Genomic DNA, 18,849 nt, shown 5'->3' on the forward strand with positions numbered 1-18,849 from the left:
AGTTGCCTTGGAATACGAGAATACAAATCCTGATTATTTTAAGGGTCTTTACCCCCTCTCGTGCTTTTTATTATTAAGTTTTCTAAGTTTGATGACAAAGGGGAGTGGGTAGAGACGCGATTAATCGCGTCTGTGGGTAGAGACGCGATTAATCGCGTCTGTACAAAATGGGGAGTAGGGGGGCAGACGGCAATACGGTTCGGATAAGGTTTTTTGATGATACGCCCTAGATCCAAAGACGCCATAAATCGCCGTCTTTACAAGAGTCAGTCCTTTGTAGAGACGGCGATTTATCGCGTCTCTTGCCTTAATCTCCATGCTCAATTATTATTTTCTATTTCTAATTTTATTTAATTGCGATGCTAAAACTTTTCAAGTTTTTGCGAATCTTTATTATTTAATTTGATTAGATTTGGTAACAGATGGTTATTTATTCTGGCATATACCTATCTAACTTATTAATTATAAATAAATTTCTTAACTAAAAAGATTTATGAACTATCTAATTGCTAAAGATTTGCAACGTTAAATATTATGAAAATATGTTTACTTAGATTAAAAATAGCAGAGAGATATACGAATACCATCCTCTGCCATTTTTTATAATATTTTAAGAGTTAGTGCTGCTAACTTTTTGTTTCAGTCTAGGTAGACAAATCTAGATTATGAGAGTTTTAGCTTTGAGCAGCTTGAACAAACCCTAAGGTTAAGCTGTCTTTGGCGAGGAAGTGAGACAAATGATATGCACGTTCCTCAGTTTTCAACAAAATCTTTTCGTACAGATAGCGTGTTCCCCGATCGCCTAAACTCTCTGCCTGAGCAGCTTGACGCCGAATTACGCCAATGATTGCTTGTTCCGCAGCGAGGTCATTTTCCACCATTTGGCGAGAGGAATATACGCCTTCCGATTCTTGTTCAAAACAGGTTAATTCTGCTAATTTGCTGAAGGTCGCTACTGGCACACCACCCAGTCCATCCAAACGTTCTCCAATTTCATGAACGTGGTCTTGTACTTGGTTGTAACTTTCGTTAAAAAACTCATGCAGAGAGTAAAATTCTGAGCCTTCAACTACAAAATGATGCTTTTGGTACTGCAAGTATAGTGCCTGGAAACTAGCTAATACAACGTTGAATCCTTCTGTAACTGGAGCAGTTACGCTGTGATCCAACAACACAGGGTTGTCATATACATTACCAAAATTCCGTAACAAAGTTTGTGTTTCAGACATTGCGTTCCTCTCTTTTTAACAGTTATAGATTTTAACTGCTTATTCTTAACATATTAACATTTTAATAATAAGAGCAAGCCAATTCGCCATGTCAATATTTTGTATTTTTGCTTACTAAAAATCTCAAGTTTATTGTCGGCTGGATGATGGTACGCTCATCAAGTTGCATAAAATTCTCATTATCATTGACATATCAGCTTAAATGTGTATCTTTCCCAATAGCAGCAGGCAGAGAAAATAAAATTTTCTCTTCTTTGTCTCTCTACATCCCCCTTTCAACATGGGAGGGCTGCAAAAATTTGATTTTTTTTCCAAAATTACTGAGAATTGTTTGCACTTAAGGTATGCTGGTTTTAAGAGGTTAAACTCTTCAGACTTTCAAAAAGCAGAGAGTTCAATGGCGGTAGTTACTGCAAGTTTGTTGCACTTTGAGGGCAATTCTCTTGAAATCATATAGTTCAGAAATAGAAAGCAACCACCTTGTAGAGGTGAATTGGGCAGATCGCTGGCAAGTCTATCAACGCCTAAAGGAGTTAGACATTCCCTGTAGTTGTCAGGCTAACCAGCCATTGCAAGTTGAAATTGGCTCTCCTATGACAGTTGTTCAACTTTGGAGTGTGATCCGGCGATTAACAGCCTCTCGTCAAGACCAGATTTGGACTCTTGAGCATTGCTGGAAAAGTCGCTACCAACAGTTCTAATCTTTAGCTACTGAGAATATCTTGCTTGACAGCTTGGATTAATTAAAAGGAGGTTAAAAAATGGGTGCATCTCACAGTATGGAAGTATCGGAGTTTTGCCTTGAGGGCAGATTTATAGATTTTGTTATTAAAGATGGCTATAAGCTTAAAGGCTTAATTCTGGGGACTCATGAGGGTGAGTCTTATATTAAACTCGCTAAAAATTTACGGGCTGCTTTTGACTTGCGCTTACCACCAGGGACTTGGCTGCAAGTTGTTGGTTACAAAAAACATGATTTGAAAGATGGCACTGTTACTCTGAAGGCTGAACGGGTGATGGCGGCGCGTTCTCAGATGGTGATTCAGACGCCTACGCCAGTGCAAGAACCCCCATCTATTGATAATGCCAAGGTAAAACCAGCTAAAACTAAAGCCACGATTTTGGTCTGTCAAAAGTCTGATTGCATGAAACGCGGTGGTAAAGCAGTTTGTCAGGCGTTGGAGGCGGCTTTAAGCGATCGCGGTTTAGAAGACCAAGTTACAATCAAGGGCACTGGTTGTATGAAGAATTGTAAAGCTGGGCCAAACTTAGTTATGCCAGATAAAACCCGCCATAGCCGAATTCAAGCTACACAGGTTCCGGCGTTGATGGATAAGCATTTTGGTGACAAGAGTTTAGAAGCACAGCCTGACAATTTAAGGGAAGCAGCGATATTGAATGCTAAGTTTTGCTGAAAAATTTAGCGAAATCTTGACATTTCAATGATTTAGCTTCATAATGCCTTCATCAAGTGTGTTCCATTAATACTCGGCATTCGGCTTTAGGCAAGTATTTGTAAGAGTTTCAAATTAAGCGATCGCCTACGATTTGTCATAAGAAAGGCAAAGTAGTAGAAGCGATCGCTTAATATTTGTATGCAATTGGGTTTAGCGATCGCATGTCATGAGCAACCTCAGCGTCCAGCTTCCTGACTCTTTGTACAAAAGTTTGCAGGAACTTGCCAAACAAGACGGCATTTCTATCGATCAGTTTGTGGCGACAGCAGTTGCGGAAAAAATCGCTGCACTCACAACTGAAATTTATTTAGGGGAGTTAGCAAAGCAAGGCAGTCGAGAAAAATACGACGCAGTTTTAGCTAAAGTACCAGATATTGAACCGGAATCTTACGATCGCTTACCTACAGCTTAACAAAAAGGCGATCGCCTACGATTTGTCATAAGAAAGGCAAAGTAGTAGAAGTGATCGCTTAATATTTGTATCAAACACTACTATTGATCGCACTGTCTGTCCTCATGCACTAAGTCATCTATAAATGACTCACGTTGATCTTCGGACATACTATCCCAATCTAAACCGCGTTCAGCACACAAGCTCCGTAATTGGGTTTGGGCATACTCCATACGAGAATCGCGCTCTTGCTCACCTTCTTTTGCTAGGGCTAATAATACTACTCGTTTACTCTCTGGAGGTAGCTGCTTGACTAATTCAATTACTTGTTCATCGCTCAGTGTCAGCTTTGGCATGGTTGTTACCGGAAAACTGGATTAGTTTTTCTCAATTCTTATTTCAGGGTATCAAGAGATTTGACTTGCGATGCCTGCGGTATTTGCTAGCCTACACCTAAGCCTCCCATTAGGAGAGCAAAGTTGTAAAACCGTAGGCGTAGCCCGCCGCAGGCATCGCTTAATTATTTTTATACAATTACGTTCCCTGGTTTGGTGAGGTGCATTAGCAGCAGCGTAACGCATCAAAAGTATCTAGAATGATGCATTAATAATGTAATGTACTCTACAAATTTTTAATGTTTGTAAGTCATTCATCGGAGTCTGAACCTGAATTCTCATTCAAGTCTGCTAAATTTTCGCCCTCAAAATTTGCTGGTTTAAGTCTTGGCCATTCAAGATTCGCCCCTACAAGATTCGCCCCTACAAGATTCGCCCCTACAAGATTCGCCCGTTGAAGATACGCCCCTTGAAGATTCACCCGTTGAAGATTCGCCCCTTGAAGGTTCACCCGTTGAAGATTTGCCCGTTGAAGGTACGCCCCTTCAAGATTAGCTCGTTGAAGATTCGCCCATTGAAGATTCGCGCCTTCAATATTTCCCTGTTGAAGATTTGCGCCTTCAAGATTTGCGCCTTTAAGATTTGCGCCTTCAAGATTTGCGCCTTCAAGATTTGTACCTTCAAGATTCGCGTCTTCAAAATTTGCTGCTACAAGCCATGCTGCTTGAAGATTTACATCCTTCAAGTTGGCTCCGACGAAATTAGCGTAAGCAAGACGTGTATTAAATAAATTTGCTCCTTCAAGATTGGCATTATAAAAGTCTCTTTGATGCAAAATACATTCTGATAAGTTCAATAAGCTAAGACAGTTCAATATAAGTACATTATCAGCGCCTCTTCTTTGCCCTTGCAAGCGGGAAATCCAGATACCGAAAGCTTCAGGAGTATGCCATTGAATCTTTGAAACTGTCTTTGTCACTCTAGCGCAAGCATTTAAGACAGCCAACAACGCTTCTTCTGCATTTCGTGCTTGTCTATTTTCTTCTTGAAAATCAGGTCTGGGAGTTAAGCGTTCCATCGGCATTCCATGACGCAACATAAAACCAATCAGATGGCATAATGTCTGCTGCCAATTGCTAACATCCGATGGATTCTGTAAACGCATTTCATCCGCAACAAACTTAAAAAGGTATTCATCTATATGGGATGCACCGCAGAGAATTGCCCACCTTTTTAAAGCCTCGCGTTCATCCCATCCCTCATCTGGATCATCCTGGCGATCCTTCAGCTTTTTATCAATGAGCCTAACTTCTCGCACGATGCGTTTTGCTGTCAAATATTCACCAAAACTCTTGTGAGTAAATTCAAAAGTTTTTTCCTGTTCCTTAACTCCACTCTCACGAAAATAAAAGGCAGTCAAAAGACGAGTTACGCCTAATTTGGCACTTTCCTGAAACTTGTCTAAAAGACTCTTTAAACTACTGTGTTCACAATGGGCTTCAATCTCTCTGACTGTTGTTGTTCGTCCATCTCCATGCCAGGAAGCTAAAGCTATTTCTTCGAGGATGCGAACAAAGTCTTTTTCCTCAATTCCACGAATAGCCGGATGTTGATAACCAGCCCAACCGCGCTGATAAACTGCTGCGAGCAAATTTGCATAAATTGCATTCAGGTTGCCGTCTGTAGGAAATTTATTTTGCTGGTCGAAACTCAATGCTACCAAGTAATTGAGCAAGGGTTGGGCAGTAATTTCTGTCAGGTTATCTTGGTTTAACTCTTTTGGTAAGCAATCATATCCCCGTCCGCTAGCATTGCCGTATTTCTGCCACCAAATCTGACGTTGATCTTGCTGCAACAAGTTTTGATTGTCAATGTAATTTTTTCTCTCATCTTCACTAACAAAATAAGGCAAAATATGCAATATTTGCTGTGGTTGGCGAAAGTCGCTACTATTTGCTTGCACTACCAGTTCTCGTCCGCCGATTAATACTTGTAAGCAAGTTTCACGCACATTAAATCGCTCTACTTTTCTTTGGACTTCCCGCACAAATTGTTGAGCAATTTCAGTGGCAATTTTACCCTGCATGGCAAGCTCATCTAAACCATCGAAGATAATCAGTAAGCGGGAATCAGCCTTATCTTTATCTAGCGGATTATGTCTGAGAAAGCCATCGTCTCGGACAAACTTACCAACTGCCTCAACTAAATCATCCGAGGGTTCAAAATGGTGCAAAGGAATAAATAAAACCGGAATTTTCCCTTTTTCTGCTTGATTAGCTGCAAAGATTTTGGCAAAGGAAGATTTACCACTTCCTGGGCCACCACTAATCACTCTAATGGCATCGTTACGATCGCTTTTTTCTAACCAAGCTTCTAGTTCAGTTTCTAAGTCAAGAACAATTCGCTGATATTTCTCATCTTCTCTCACCCGGCGTTCAAATTCTTCTGATTTTTCACCCGCAACTTTCTGCTTATAGAAGGCGTGCAAAGGAACATAAACCTGTTTTAAACCAAAGGCTTCTAAAAGCATCGGTTCTTCAACCTGTTTTTGTAGCCAAGCTAAATAACGCTGCCATGACTGTTCCCGTTCATTGGCTTGAGTAAAGGGGGTATCCAGTTCTTCTTTTAAACAAGCATATTTTTTGGGATTTTTTGCCCACTCTTCATGTAGGGCATACACAAAATAGGTAGGAAGACGATGACTAATTGTTACTGCCTGGGCTTCATTGACGCTAAAGTATTTTAACCAGTCGGCAAAAGCAGTTTTAATCGCTTCCAGAATCGGCAAATCTTTGGGACGGCTAAAAAAATCTTGGTCAATACGCAATTCTATACTTTCTAGGGAATCGTTGAGGCGATCGCACAATAGGTCAAGATCACTCTCGTTTGGTTTTTCAAACAGTAACTCTTGATTTCCTTTTACCAAACTCTCTATTGCTTCTTTCAAAGAACAATAAATTAGTAACCAAGCAACTTCCTCTGGTGCTGATCCTAAACCTAGTGCTGCTGTAGCTTCTACTGCATCTTTGGCTACCTCTCCCCACTGACCTAAGACCCCATTTATCACACCTTTTCCTAGTGATTTGAATAGTTCTTTAAAGTCAGCGTTAATGGGTTTATTCCATAATGCAACAGGTTTGCTGACTGAAAATCCAGAGGTATTGCTCATCGCTGTTGTATGACGCTGGTAGATGTACTGAGTTAATATATTTCAACAAGGTTTTATCAGATTTTTTCTGAAAACCAGTAGTAAATTTAACAATTTATCTAGATATATTTCTAATTTCAGGCTGAAAGGCTCAACGTTGAGGATAAAAGGCTCAACTTTCAGGCTCAAAGGCTCAACGTTGAGGATAAAAGGCTCAACTTTCAGGCTCAAAGGCTCAACGTTGAGGATAAAAGGCTCAATGTTGAGGATAAAAGGCTCAATGTTGAGGCTCAAAGGCTCAACTGTCAGGCTCAAAGGCTCAATGTTGAGGTTCAAAGGCTCAACTGTCAGGCTCAAAGGCTCAAAAATGCGTTGGCGATTAGAAATCGCGGTTACACAAACAAAACCCGCCTGCGCGGGTTGCAAAAATCTTTATACTATTTCAATTGATGATTGCAACACATCATTGGATAAAGACGCGATGAATCGCGTCTCTACAAATGGTCTATTTGTCGCATTCTTTTTTCAAATTGGTATTTAGATAGAAAACACGGTAGGGAAGCACAGGTGCGCTTCTCTACGAGTAACGTGTATTCCACCCAAATTTATAACTGCGACGGTCGCCTATTTTATGCTTTAGCTGGCCGCGGCTTCGGGTTTCTTTTTCTTGGAACGGCGGCTAAACCTGCGTCCCATCTCATCAATGACTGCATCTAAACCTGTAACATCACCGCTAGCTTTGGCATAGCTATAAATTGCTAATGCTGCTGCATAAGCTTCACTACCAGCCGCTATACAAGTATCATCCACTAGTTCTTGCAGTTGGGTTAGAGACAACAGCACCGGATACAAGTCCTCATATATTTCCAAATCCCGGCGCATCTCTTCCAAATCAAAAGAACGAGGCAAAAAGTTAGGGTTCTGTGTCGCCACTTCTAAGGCTTTGCTTACAAAAGCCCGACTTTTATCTCCCATCTTTACTATGGTGCGTCGGTCTTCGGTAGTCAAATCAATCAAAAACGGTAACTTTTCTCTAATTGTAGCGATCGCCTGCATAACCGCTTCTTTGTCTGCTGGGGATAGGCTGGCACTGATGCGATTTTCTGCCATTTTTAATACTCCTTTAGGGTACTTAATTTCAGTATTCCCAAAGTTATATAGGTTTGCCTCAAATTTAAAATTAACAATTAAATACTACATAGAATCGAGTCGATGACGTAATTGGCTACTAAAAGTATCAATGACTGTGACTACAACCAAAAGCACTAACATCATGGTTGTTGCTTTGGTGTACTCGAACCCGTCGATGTAACTTTTTAACTGAAAGCCAATACCACCTGCACCAACTACACCCAAGACAGAAGCAGCACGGATGTTGTACTCAAACATCCAAAAGGTGTAACCCAATCCCAGAGGTAGTACTTGCGGGAGAATGCCGTATTGAGCAATCTGTAGCTTGGAGGCTCCGATAACTTGCAAGGATTCAAGAGAACGCGGATCAACCGCTTCAATTGCCTGTTGATAAAATTTGGCAAGGTAGCCGATGGTGTAGATTCCCAAGGCTAAAGTTCCTGCTGGTGCGCCTAAGCCAGTGGCGGCAACAAAAATTAGCCCCAGAATAATTGAGGGGACAGAACGTACAGTATTTTGCAGCAAATTAGCTAGCGATCGCAACCACCCAGGCGCAATATTGCTGGCGCTAGCTATAGCAATCGGTACAGAAAGAATTGCTCCAATGGTAGTTCCCCATAAAGACATCTGTACAGTTTCAATTAGTGCCTTAATTGCAATATCTAAAACTTTCCAATCGGGAGGAAATAACCGGGTAATAAAATCGGTGATGTATGGCCAGCTAGAACGCAGCAGTTCAAAATCGAGTTTGAGTCCTCGCAAAGCCCAACCATAAACTACTATGACAATTAATAAGATGAGTAGAGAACTCAGCCAAGGGTAGAAGCGTAAGCGTTTTAACTTAAAAAAGTAACTCATATTGTATTAAATCTCATTTAGGTTGAGAATCGTAGTCTTTGCGATTAGTCAAATTAATTACCCCCCTTAATCCCCCCTTGGAAAGGGGGGAAAAGAATCGAATCTTGTTCCCTCCCCTTTGCAAGGGGAGGGTTAGGGTGGGGTAAAATGACGCGGTTTAATTCAAATCCCACTCAACCGGAAACTTGAGCAAATTTAGCTTGTAAGTTGTCACAAAGCCCTTGATAAACGACGCGTCCAGCATCTAAGACGATCGCTTGCTCTGCGTATTTTTCTGCGATTCCCAAATCGTGCAAAACTGCGACAATAGTCATGCCTTGCTGAGTGTGCAATTGGGATAGAGTTTCCATGACTTGTTGCGATGCTACAACATCTAAGCCTGTGATGGGTTCATCGACTAAGAGAATTTGCGGTGATTGAATTAAAGTCCGAGCGATCGCTACTCGTTGTTGCTGTCCACCACTTAACTGACTGGTTTTCTGAAAAGCTAACTCTCCGAGTCCTAACTGTTCTAATAAATTTAGTGCCAACATGCGATCGCGTTTGGAAAATCCCAACAGTGTTTGCCAAGTTGTTCTTTTACCAAGGCATCCGCACAAGACATTTTCCAGTGCTGATAACTGCCGAATCAATCCGCCACCTTGAAATAACATGCCAACATCGCGCCGAATTTTTGGCAGTGTTCGGGGGTTCATCTCAACATTATTTACGAGCAATTCTCCTCTGGCTGATGGCACTAGTCCAACTAGCGATCGTAGTAATGTAGACTTACCAGCACCGTTTAGCCCCAGCAAAACGACAAATTCACCGCGTTTAATCTGGCAATTAATCCCGTTGAGAATGGGACGATTCAGAGATGGAGTATAAGCTGTTTCTAGGTTATGACACTCAATAACATAATCATTCATAGAAATTTATTTATCTGCTAACAGTTATCAAGAAAGACAGATGGTCACTTCGACTACGCTCACTTCGACTACGCTCACTTCGACTACGCTCAGTGACCACCTGCCTGGTTAGTGAGCAAAGCCGAACCACTGCCTCCTTCAAAACTGTTAACTGAATTATGGTTCAATGCCAGCAACTTGCAGAGCGTCACGCATAACTGCTAGGTGACGATCGTGATTAATTCGCACTAATTCTGTGGAATTATACAAGTCGCTTAACAATTTATTATTTTCCGACTTATTTAATTTCAGTAAGGCGTTGATGATTTTTTCCCGTGTTGGGGCTGGAACATCATCATCAATAGCAATACCGTGAGCAGGTACACCATTAATTTTGTGCAGAACCCGTAACTGATTCTTCTCTTCGGCGGTGATATAAGGTGGATTCAGGGCATATTCTGACACAACAGCCACATCAGCTTGACCACGCACAACTGCTTGCAAGGCTTTGCTGTAATTACCGCCGTAAGAAACTTGACCAAAGAAACTATCTAAGCGATCGCGGTTGGGTACAAATTTTTGTTTGACCAACTCAGCCACAGGGATAATAAACCCAGAGCCAGAAGTAGGGGAAGTAAAAGCAATTTTCTTGCCCCGCAGTTGTTCTAAAGTTGCTTTAGCTGAATTTTGAGTTTTTAGGGGACTATTCTTAGGGACAACAAATGTTGAGCTATAGGTGTATCTTCCAGAATAAGTGGAACGAACTTCGGCTAGATACAAGCTGGCATTTGCTAATTGTCTTGCTTTCAAAGCCGGACGGCTACTTAAAAAAGCGACATCAGCCCGATTTGCTCTCAAAGCTTCCACAGCAGCTGTATCATCACCAACTTGGGCGACGACTGGAATTCCTAACTCTTTGGATAAAAAAGCTCCTACTGCATTTGCCTTATTTTGCAAGTCTGTGGAATCAGCACGACTGGGAAAAACTATTGTTAAAGTTTTCTGCCCTTGGGCAAGTAAGCGTGGTGTCTGTTGATTAGTGGTGGGGTTGGCGATCGTTGCCTGCATAGCCCCTACTGTGCTGGCTACTAAACCTGTAAGCACTGCAAATGCCGCGCCAGCACCCAATAAGCTCTTTTTCATCACACTCATTTGCAACTCTCCATTAGGAAGTTTTCTCAGTTTATTTGCTAATTAGTTTTAATTAACCCCTAAAAAAGATTTATAGCTTTTAAGAAGAAAAGTCAATAATAAAGCCTAGTTTGTTTGGAGAGTTGTAGGCTTTTTTTATGAGTGTATTGTTACTAACCGCTAATTACAGCGATCGCATCAATTTCTACTAACACATCTTTAGGTAAGCGCGATACCTGAACACAAGCCCGCGCTGGGGCTGTATCTTCTGGGAAATATTTAGCATAAACGGCATTCACTGCCGCAAAATCATTCATATCAGCTAAAAATACAGTGGTTTTTACGACATCTTGGAAAGTCGCTCCGGCTGCCGTGAGGATGGCTTCAAGGTTAGCTAATACCTGCTCGGTTTGCTTTTTGACATCATCAGTGTAGACAACATCACCAAGGCGGGGATCGATGGCAATTTGTCCAGCCACGAATATAAATTGACCAGAAGCTGCGATCGCTTGATTATAAGGGCCGACTGGTGCGGGTGCGTTATCAGTATTAATTACTTTACGGGTCATAGATATTACTTTCTCTAACGATGTTTCCTGTTTACCGATTTCTAGCTGAGAAGCGATCGGTTTGTAGACTTCTCCATCTGGCATTATCGCACCAGTTAGGTCAGCATCTTTAAAGGTTGCCCCATAGACATCTGCTCCAGTTAAATCAGCCCTTTTCAAATTTGCTCCATCTAAATTTGCTTGGATTAAATTTGCCCATCGCAAATTGACTTTTTGTAAATTTGCTCCTTGGAGTAATGCTTTTCTAAAGTTTGTACTTTGAAGAGATGCTGCTGTGAAATCTATATCAGCTAAATTCATGCCTGAGAGATCAACTTTGTGCAAATATGCTCTATGAAATATACTTCCTTGGAGTTTGGCACTTTGCAATATTGCCTCAGTTAAGTTTGCCAGAGTTAAGTTTGATCCAATTAAGTACGCCTGACCCAAATCTGCCTTAGTTAGATTAGCTTTACTGAGATTAGCTTCAGCTAAGGAAGCCGCAGTCAGGTCTGCACTACTAAGATTTGCTCCACTTAAATTTGCTGTATCTAAATTTGCATAGATTAAATTTGCGCTACTTAGGTCTACACCTGTCAGTTTTGCCTGTTCTAAGTTTGCATAATTTAAATTGGTGCTACTTAGATTTGACCAACTTAAGTCAGCACCATTAAGGTCTGTCCAAGCAAAAATTGCTGAAGAAGCACTCACCGAATTCAACTTTGTATTTGTTAGAGACGCTTTAGTTAAATTCGTACTCTTAAGGCTTGCTCCGGTTAGGTTTGCCCCACTTAAATCGGCTCCAGCCAAATTTGCATTGTCTAAGTCTATTTCACTGAGGTCTGCACCTTTGAGATTTTCTTCACTCAAATTTTCTGAACGAAAATTCCGTTGTCCTTCGGCGTATTTCTCCAAGAGTGTCTCAGCGTCCATAATGCACCTTTAAATACCACTGACACAGTATAATCACAAAAACTTTGTGTTACAGGTATTCCTCTCTCCCTCTCTCTCTTTCTCTGCGCCCTCTGTGCCTCTGCGGTTCGTCCCTCTACCCCAACCTTGGACGTATCCCATAATGCCGATATCGCCAATAATCGCGCAGAATGCGATCGTGGTCAAAACATAAATTACCAGGCACTCGCCAATACTCAAAAATGCCTACACCCTTAGCATCATCTCCAGCCACAGGTTCCCCCGTAGCTGTCGCCAAAAACACAATGCTAATGGTATGCTGACGCGGATCGCGATTTGGGTCAGAATACACCAGTAATTGTTCAACTAACTCCACCTGCAAACCCGTCTCCTCCTGGGCTTCTCGCCGCGCCGCCACTTCCACCGCTTCGCCATAATCCACAAAACCACCCGGAATAGCCCAACCCAAGGGTAGATTATGTCTTTCAATTAACACTATTGGCCGATGAGGTCGATCTACTAGTTCAATGATGATATCAACTGTCGGTGCAGGATTTCGGTAAGTCATAGTTAATTAGTCATTGGTCATTAGTCATTAGTCATTAGCCAAGGACAAAGGACAAAGGACTAATGACAAACAAGATGAGTTTACTTGATTTACCCTGCAAATACTGTTCCGTGATAAATTCGATGCGATCGCATAGCGTGTCCATCAGATAATTGCTCCCTCTCATAATTCAGGTTAAATATGCCTTTTCCTAGATCCAGTGGTATTTTGCTGCATCCTACCTCCTTTCCCAGCCGATTTGGCGTTGGGGATTTAGGCTTAGAAGCCTATCGCTTCATCGATTTTCTTAAAGAAACCCATCAACAATATTGGCAAGTTCTACCCTTGGGCCCCACTGGATACGGCAATTCCCCTTATATGTGCTACTCAGCAATGGCAGGAAATCCCCTGCTAGTTAGCCCAGAAAAACTGCGAGATGAGGGTTTGCTCACTGAAGAAGACTTTGCTAATTTACCAGGATTTCCGGTAGAAAAGGTAGACTTTGACCAGGTTGTGCCGATTAAGATTGGGCTACTCAAAAAAGCCTGTGAAAACTTTAAAGTGAATGCTACGGACATCCAAAAAAACGAGTTTGCAGGTTTTTGCGACAGTAAAGCCTATTGGCTAGATAATTACGCCTTATTTATGGCGTTGAAAGATGCCCACGAAAATGCAAGCTGGCATACATGGGAGCCAGAATTTGTCAAGCGCGAACCCGAAGCATTAGCTCAGGTACAGGATCGGCTTAACGGAGAGATTTTTTATTACAAGTTCATCCAATTTAAGTTTTTCCGGCAGTGGTCAGAACTGAAAAGCTACGCCAATATGCGCGGTATTGACATTATCGGCGATATCCCCATCTACGTATCTCATGATAGTGCTGACGTGTGGGCGCATCCTGACATCTTTTGCTTAGACGAAGAGACTGGAGTTGCCGCCCAAATGGCAGGAGTCCCACCAGATTACTTTAGCGCCACCGGTCAATTGTGGGGCAACCCGGTTTATAACTGGGAGGAATTGCAAAAACAAGACTTTAAATGGTGGGTGCAACGCTTTGAGGCAATGCTGGATTATGTAGATATAATTCGCATTGACCACTTCCGGGGCTTCGAGGCTTATTGGTCAGTATCCCAAGGCGAAGAAACTGCCATGAATGGCAAATGGGTCGAAGCACCTGGAGACGCTTTTTTTGCAGCGATTAGGGAGAAGTTGGGCAAGCTACCCGTCTTGGCGGAAGATTTGGGAGTAATTACACCAGAGGTTGAAGCACTGCGAGATAAGTATGAATTTCCTGGGATGAAGGTTTTACAGTTTGCCTTTGGTTCCGATCCCGGTAATCCATTTTTACCATTCAATTACCCGCGAAATGCTGTAGTTTATACCGGCACTCACGATAATGACACAACTGTAGGCTGGTTTAATTCAGCCAACGACTACGAAAAGCAAAACCTGTTGCTTTATTTAGGTTCTATCAGTCCTGAAGGCATCCACTGGGATTTAATTCGCCTAGCTTTGAGTTCCATAGCTAACCAAGCGATTATTCCCTTGCAAGATGTTTTGGGATTAGGAAACGAAGCGCGGATGAATTTTCCCAGTGTTGCTGAGGGTAACTGGGAGTGGCGCTATCAAGAAGGAGCATTGAGAGAGGAATTAGGCGATCGCTTGAAAGTTCTTACCAGACTCAATGGACGCGCCCCGGAAGCACAGTGAGGCAGGGGAGCAGGGGAGGCAGGGGAAGAAAGAATAACCGATGTTCAATGCCCCATTCCCCATTCCCCATTCCCCATTCCCCATATTTCAAAACTTAGGTTTTGCAGCAATTCTAACTTCTTCCTCTTTCCCCGGTTCTCCCATTTCCTTGGCTTTTTCTTGATTGATGCTCATTAACACGCCACCAGCATTATCAGTTTTCACTGTGAGTTGCTGTTGGGCTTTCCAAATCCGGTGAGTTCCCTCTGGGAGAGTACCCTCAAACTCGATTTTGCCATCGGCTACTACGCGAATCCAAGATGACGCTTTCAAAGTGACACCAATTTGTACAGCCTTTCCCTGTTGGACGGCGCTAAGGGTATCGTTAACTGATTGAACCTCCACTGACTCTTTTATTTGGGCTATTTCTGGTTTAACAATGGATTTTTGTTTTGGGTGTGGCTGATTTTGACTATTACTTGCTTCTAGTACAGCGTTATTTAATAACTGAGATAAGCCATTTACAGAGCATACAATTAGCAATATGTAAAGAAAGTAAAGATGAATCGGACGTAGTTGATCGAGGGGTGAATTATTCCCCCTACCTTGAGGGTTCACTTGTGCAGAACTGATCGGAAAAGCGCCAGAAAATTCTACTCCATTCAAGCCTAGTGCGTCGGCAAATTGCCTGATTAAACCCTGTATATAGACTGGTTCTGGCAGATCGTTTAAATTACCTTCTTCGATCGCCTGCAATAATCGCCGGGGAATCCTAGTTAATGCAACCATTTGCTCTAGAGATAATCCCTGTTCTTGACGCAATGCCCAAAGTTGAGCGCCCATTTCAGCCAACTTTTCGGCTCGTTGTTGCTCTAATGAAATTGATGGCTGCAAATTATTCTTCTTTCTTAGCCATTTCATGCCTACTGACACTCCTTAACTCCACAGAATCAATAATTAGGTTGTGTTATCTGATCTTGCAAAAAGTGAATTTCATGATCTTTGAGGGAACGATATTTACCCTCTGACAAAAAAGGTTCTTTTGGAGTTTGTAATTGAATTGGGCCGATAGCAGTCCGATGCAGCTTGATTACTGGGTATCCTAATTGTTGAGCTATTCGGCGAATTTGGCGATTTCTGCCCTCCTGCAACACTATTTCTAAAAAGCTTTGTTCGGCACGATGTTCTATTAGCTGTACCTTAGCTGGTCTGGTTTTTCTACCTTCCAATATCACACCCTGACGCCACATTTTCAGTACTGTTTCTGGAGGGTGTCCTTCTACCAAAACACGATATGTCTTGGAAATACTGTGGCGGGGATGGGTTAGTCCAAATGTCAGATTTCCGTCATTGGTCAGGATTAATGCTCCTGTAGAATCTGCATCTAAACGCCCAACTGGATGAATACCTGTACCCTCCCGTAATTCTTTCGGTAGTAGATCCAGGACTGTTGGTCGGCGCTGAGGGTCGTAGCAAGTCGAAACCACACCAGCTGGTTTGTGCAGCAATAAATATATTAAAGCCGGACGCTGCTTTTTAGATACAGGCTTACCATCAATTGCGATCGCATCTTTTTCGGGATCAACTTTTTGGCCTAAATGTGCTAATACCCCATTGATCTGCACCCGTGAGTTCCTAATCATTTCTTCGGCTTCACGACGTGAGGCGATACCCCATTGAGCGAGAATTTTTTGTAACCGTGCCTCCATCTGGAATTGCTTATTTACTGTTAACAATTAAATGATATTTGCATTTTGTAGCGAGTAGGCATAAATGTTACATTTAAGACTTGTTTAATTTCTGTTCGGTTGTTAAGCAAATACTCATAAACAGATTGGTTAGATGCCAGAGCAAAATTCCCAAACCAAAGATGCTACTAATAAAATACGCATAATTACGCAGGTACTCACAACAGCCCTAAAGCTCTGGTTAAGAGCGCAAGTCAGCCAAATATCGGACTTAGAAGTGGAGATTAAAGCGAGCGATCGCCAAATTCTCTCTGGGCGTATCCCGTCGGTATCTATTTTTGCTACTGATGCAATTTATCAAGGTCTCCTAATTACACAAATTCAATTAATAGCAGAAAATATTCGGATAAATATCGGTTCGGTACTCAAGGGAAAACCGCTACGGCTGTTAGAAACAGTACCAGTAGTTGGCGATTTGATCATAGACGAGAAGGATCTTAATGCTTCTCTCTCATCTAACTTATTATCGACTGCTTTGAGTGATTTACTGGTTAAAGTTTTACCAACACATTGCTCACAGTCACAACCAATAACTTGGCAAGAAATTATCCTTGATCACAACCAAATTATACTGCGAGGTATAAGAGTAACCAATAGTGAAACAACTCCTCTAGAGATTTGTCTAAGCTCACAGTTACTCAATGGGCATGAGTTGCAACTAGCACATATAAAAATCAAGCCTGACCAGGGAGATGTATTAGAGGACAATCATGAGTACAATCTGGATCTTGGCTCAGATGTCGATATCCAAGAACTAACGCTGATCCCAGGCAAGCTAGTGTGTCGTGGGCGGATTAATGTTAATCCTTGATGATTAGAGATGATTAGAAATTAAAAAATGCTAATACATTATCTTAAATGATATAGCGGCTCTCAGGGGGACAATCCCCCCTTCGTTTCTATACCGTCTCGGAATAGAATTCCAACTTATTAAGCACAATCCTGCCCTTGGTTGCGATCGCGCCTAGTAATAAATTCCAAGTTTTGCATTGAAGGAAGGATAAGCACAATTCTGCACTTGGTTGCGATCGCGCCTAGTAATAAATTCCAAGTTTTGCATTGAAGGAAGGATAAGCACAATTCTGCACTTGGTTGCGATCGCGCCTCGGAATAAATTCCAAGTTTTGCATTGAAGGAAGGATAAACACAATTCTGCGCTTCGTTGCCATCCCGCCTCGGAATAAATTCCAAGGCTAATAGCTCAAGTCCTCTCAAGAGGACTAAACAAGAATTTTAGTCCACTTAAGTGGACTTTAGCTATTAGCCCGGAACTTTAGTTCTGGGCGGGATCGGGTTCAGTGCAATACTTTAACTCTTACTCAAAACCGCTACAGTAACGGCAACAATAGTGTCACAAAATAATATACCAACGGAGCAGTGAAAATATAACTATCAGTACGGTCTAAAATACCACCGTGTCCAGGGATTAACTGCCCAGAATCTTTGACTCCAGCATCTCGCTTAAGCATAGACTCGGTAAGATCCCCCAAGAGACTAGCAATGCCAATCAGCAAACCCAATGCTAAACCAGTGAAGGGGGATCTGGGTAAATGCAAATAATAGGCTCCTGCTATGGCTACAGCAATACTTGAAGTAATGCCAAAGACAGCACCTTCTACAGTTTTTTTCGGGCTAATATCAGACAGACGGGTTTTCCCAAAAAATTTGCCAATAGTGTAAGCGCCGATATCGGCTGCCCAAATACACAAAAAAGTCAGCAGTGTTGCTGTAAAACCTTGTGGTAAAGAAGCAGAATTTGCCTTTTCCCAGAAATCTGTCCAGGTTGTGGGCCAGTAACCTCCGAAAGGAAGATTGCTAAAAGCAGCAGTATCAATTGCCCGTAATCGCACCCAGTAACTCGGCAAATAGCCTACGTAAAACAGCCCCATAATAGAAGCGGAAACATCAGCGATCGTGGCAAATTTGGGCTGAAACAGCAGGTAAAAACAAATAAGTGTGCCAGCTATCGGCATCACAGCATCAGCTAAACTGCCATCCAGGGTACAAATTACCAGCAGAACTTGGCTGACACCCATAGTGGTTTTAGCGGCGGGAGCGATGCCTCTGGCTCGTACTAAATTAAAATATTCCTGTTGACCCAAAAAGATGATAATCGCAAAGATGATGGTAAAGTACCAACCCCCCAAAAGGGTTGCAGAAAGAGCAAGAGCGATCGCAACAATTCCACTAATAATCCGAGACCAAGGCATAGAAGTATTTTGGATTTAGTCTAGTTTCTCACCACTGAGGATAAAAATGGGATCAACGGCGGTAAAGGTTTGAGAATAGCCACGCGTCTCTAAGCGGTTAACCGCAGACTGAACGACTTCGATATTTCTAGCCCTTAACAGAGAAAAGCTCTGAGAAATAGCATACAGACTTTCTAGATTAGCAGCTGTGGCTACAACCCGACCGGATGGGGGCAAATAATGCCATGCTGCTTGCAGAATCTCTTGAATGGGGCGTCCTCCCTCGATACAAACCCGGTGAGGTGTAACTTTAAGATCGTGTAAACACTCTGGGGCGCTACCTTCAATTACTTCGACGTTTTTCACATCAAAGCGATCGCAGTTCCGCTTGATCAGATTAGCTACTTCTTCATCCCTTTCTATAGCGATAATCTTTCCGTCTGGACACAATAGCCCCACCTCTACCGGAATTGTACCTGTCCCTGCGCCAATATCCCACAAAACAGAATCTGATTTTAGTCGCAGTTGGGCAATTAACAGTAATCGGACTTCTCGCTGACTCAGGGGAATTCCTGGCAAATTTTCAAACAATTCATCGGGAATACCAGGGGTAATATAAGGCCAAAGTTGGGAGGGCATAGAATTACGC

The 18,849-nt window shown here is 42.2% G+C and carries 21 protein-coding genes; 6 read left to right on the forward strand and 15 right to left on the reverse strand.

Annotated elements, in window-relative coordinates:
* Positions 1 to 216 precede the first annotated feature (216 nt).
* On the forward strand, positions 217 to 354 hold the full coding sequence (locus D1367_RS31090; protein WP_181984914.1) for a hypothetical protein: 138 nt from the start codon (positions 217 to 219) through the stop codon (positions 352 to 354).
* A gap of 320 nt (positions 355 to 674) precedes the next feature.
* On the opposite strand, the gene dpsA is transcribed toward D1367_RS31090, so the two are convergent.
* Complete coding sequence (dpsA, locus tag D1367_RS21370) at positions 675 to 1,229, reverse strand: DNA starvation/stress protection protein DpsA (RefSeq protein ID WP_100898647.1); 555 nt, start codon at positions 1,227 to 1,229, stop codon at positions 675 to 677.
* A 443-nt stretch (positions 1,230 to 1,672) separates the two neighbouring features.
* Between dpsA and D1367_RS21375 the strand changes: the two genes are divergently transcribed.
* The 3 genes from D1367_RS21375 (at position 1,673) to D1367_RS21385 (ending at position 3,098) form a co-directional block, all read left to right on the forward strand.
* Positions 1,673 to 1,930, forward strand: coding sequence for an Asr1405/Asl0597 family protein (locus tag D1367_RS21375; protein WP_118168146.1), 258 nt, complete (start codon positions 1,673 to 1,675; stop codon positions 1,928 to 1,930).
* A gap of 60 nt (positions 1,931 to 1,990) precedes the next feature.
* On the forward strand, positions 1,991 to 2,644 hold the full coding sequence (locus tag D1367_RS21380; RefSeq protein ID WP_118168147.1) for a (2Fe-2S) ferredoxin domain-containing protein: 654 nt from the start codon (positions 1,991 to 1,993) through the stop codon (positions 2,642 to 2,644).
* A 208-nt stretch (positions 2,645 to 2,852) separates the two neighbouring features.
* Entirely contained in the window at positions 2,853 to 3,098 is a 246-nt protein-coding gene (locus D1367_RS21385) for a ribbon-helix-helix protein, CopG family (RefSeq protein WP_118168148.1), read from the forward strand.
* Positions 3,099 to 3,178: 80 nt separating this feature from the next.
* On the opposite strand, the gene D1367_RS21390 is transcribed toward D1367_RS21385, so the two are convergent.
* The 9 genes from D1367_RS21390 to D1367_RS21430 all read right to left on the reverse strand — a co-directional run bounded on the left by D1367_RS21390 (position 3,179) and on the right by D1367_RS21430 (position 12,595).
* On the reverse strand, positions 3,179 to 3,433 hold the full coding sequence (locus D1367_RS21390) for a hypothetical protein (protein ID WP_118168149.1): 255 nt from the start codon (positions 3,431 to 3,433) through the stop codon (positions 3,179 to 3,181).
* A 289-nt stretch (positions 3,434 to 3,722) separates the two neighbouring features.
* Positions 3,723 to 6,581, reverse strand: a complete 2,859-nt coding sequence (locus D1367_RS21395; RefSeq protein ID WP_118168150.1) for a pentapeptide repeat-containing protein — start codon at positions 6,579 to 6,581, stop codon at positions 3,723 to 3,725.
* Positions 6,582 to 6,623: 42 nt separating this feature from the next.
* Positions 6,624 to 6,986: a hypothetical protein gene (locus D1367_RS31095; protein WP_181984915.1), complete on the reverse strand. Its 363-nt coding sequence runs from the start codon at positions 6,984 to 6,986 to the stop codon at positions 6,624 to 6,626.
* 210 nt (positions 6,987 to 7,196) lie between these two features.
* A complete protein-coding gene (locus D1367_RS21405) occupies positions 7,197 to 7,670 on the reverse strand; it encodes a hypothetical protein (RefSeq protein ID WP_118168151.1) in 474 nt (157 codons plus the stop codon).
* An 84-nt stretch (positions 7,671 to 7,754) separates the two neighbouring features.
* A complete protein-coding gene (gene phnE / locus D1367_RS21410; RefSeq protein WP_118168152.1) occupies positions 7,755 to 8,549 on the reverse strand; it encodes a phosphonate ABC transporter, permease protein PhnE in 795 nt (264 codons plus the stop codon).
* A gap of 173 nt (positions 8,550 to 8,722) precedes the next feature.
* Positions 8,723 to 9,457 (reverse strand): phosphonate ABC transporter ATP-binding protein, encoded by a 735-nt coding sequence (locus D1367_RS21415; RefSeq protein ID WP_118168153.1) that lies wholly within the window; start codon positions 9,455 to 9,457, stop codon positions 8,723 to 8,725.
* A gap of 156 nt (positions 9,458 to 9,613) precedes the next feature.
* Complete coding sequence (locus D1367_RS21420) at positions 9,614 to 10,588, reverse strand: phosphate/phosphite/phosphonate ABC transporter substrate-binding protein (protein ID WP_118168154.1); 975 nt, start codon at positions 10,586 to 10,588, stop codon at positions 9,614 to 9,616.
* Positions 10,589 to 10,740: 152 nt separating this feature from the next.
* Positions 10,741 to 12,048 (reverse strand): Rid family detoxifying hydrolase, encoded by a 1,308-nt coding sequence (locus tag D1367_RS21425; RefSeq protein WP_118168155.1) that lies wholly within the window; start codon positions 12,046 to 12,048, stop codon positions 10,741 to 10,743.
* Between the two features lie 115 nt (positions 12,049 to 12,163).
* The gene (locus tag D1367_RS21430) at positions 12,164 to 12,595 is read right to left on the reverse strand and encodes an NUDIX domain-containing protein (RefSeq protein WP_100898652.1); all 432 of its coding nucleotides are present in this window, start codon (positions 12,593 to 12,595) and stop codon (positions 12,164 to 12,166) included.
* A gap of 180 nt (positions 12,596 to 12,775) precedes the next feature.
* Here D1367_RS21430 and malQ point away from each other — a divergent pair, with 180 nt between their 5' ends.
* Positions 12,776 to 14,284: a 4-alpha-glucanotransferase gene (gene malQ, locus D1367_RS21435; protein WP_118168156.1), complete on the forward strand. Its 1,509-nt coding sequence runs from the start codon at positions 12,776 to 12,778 to the stop codon at positions 14,282 to 14,284.
* A gap of 87 nt (positions 14,285 to 14,371) precedes the next feature.
* Here the strand turns inward: malQ and D1367_RS21440 are convergent, their stop codons facing one another.
* Together D1367_RS21440 and D1367_RS21445 are read right to left on the reverse strand one after the other, a co-directional pair.
* The gene (locus tag D1367_RS21440) at positions 14,372 to 15,184 is read right to left on the reverse strand and encodes a helix-turn-helix domain-containing protein (RefSeq protein ID WP_118168157.1); all 813 of its coding nucleotides are present in this window, start codon (positions 15,182 to 15,184) and stop codon (positions 14,372 to 14,374) included.
* A 29-nt stretch (positions 15,185 to 15,213) separates the two neighbouring features.
* Entirely contained in the window at positions 15,214 to 15,972 is a 759-nt protein-coding gene (locus tag D1367_RS21445) for a pseudouridine synthase (RefSeq protein WP_118168158.1), read from the reverse strand.
* A 133-nt stretch (positions 15,973 to 16,105) separates the two neighbouring features.
* Here D1367_RS21445 and D1367_RS21450 point away from each other — a divergent pair, with 133 nt between their 5' ends.
* Complete coding sequence (locus D1367_RS21450) at positions 16,106 to 16,822, forward strand: LmeA family phospholipid-binding protein (RefSeq protein WP_118168159.1); 717 nt, start codon at positions 16,106 to 16,108, stop codon at positions 16,820 to 16,822.
* A gap of 119 nt (positions 16,823 to 16,941) precedes the next feature.
* Here D1367_RS21450 and D1367_RS30185 read toward each other — a convergent pair whose 3' ends face one another.
* The 3 genes from D1367_RS30185 to cbiT all read right to left on the reverse strand — a co-directional run bounded on the left by D1367_RS30185 (position 16,942) and on the right by cbiT (position 18,839).
* Positions 16,942 to 17,202, reverse strand: coding sequence for a hypothetical protein (locus D1367_RS30185; protein ID WP_147337388.1), 261 nt, complete (start codon positions 17,200 to 17,202; stop codon positions 16,942 to 16,944).
* A 137-nt stretch (positions 17,203 to 17,339) separates the two neighbouring features.
* Positions 17,340 to 18,221 carry a phosphatidate cytidylyltransferase gene (locus D1367_RS21455; RefSeq protein WP_118168160.1) on the reverse strand — a complete coding sequence of 294 codons (882 nt, stop codon included), beginning with the start codon at positions 18,219 to 18,221 and terminating at the stop codon, positions 17,340 to 17,342.
* A 15-nt stretch (positions 18,222 to 18,236) separates the two neighbouring features.
* Entirely contained in the window at positions 18,237 to 18,839 is a 603-nt protein-coding gene (cbiT, locus tag D1367_RS21460) for a precorrin-6Y C5,15-methyltransferase subunit CbiT (protein WP_118168161.1), read from the reverse strand.
* Positions 18,840 to 18,849: the final 10 nt, after the last annotated feature.

It is taken from the genome of Nostoc sphaeroides, from assembly GCF_003443655.1.
GTDB lineage: Bacteria > Cyanobacteriota > Cyanobacteriia > Cyanobacteriales > Nostocaceae > Nostoc > Nostoc sphaeroides.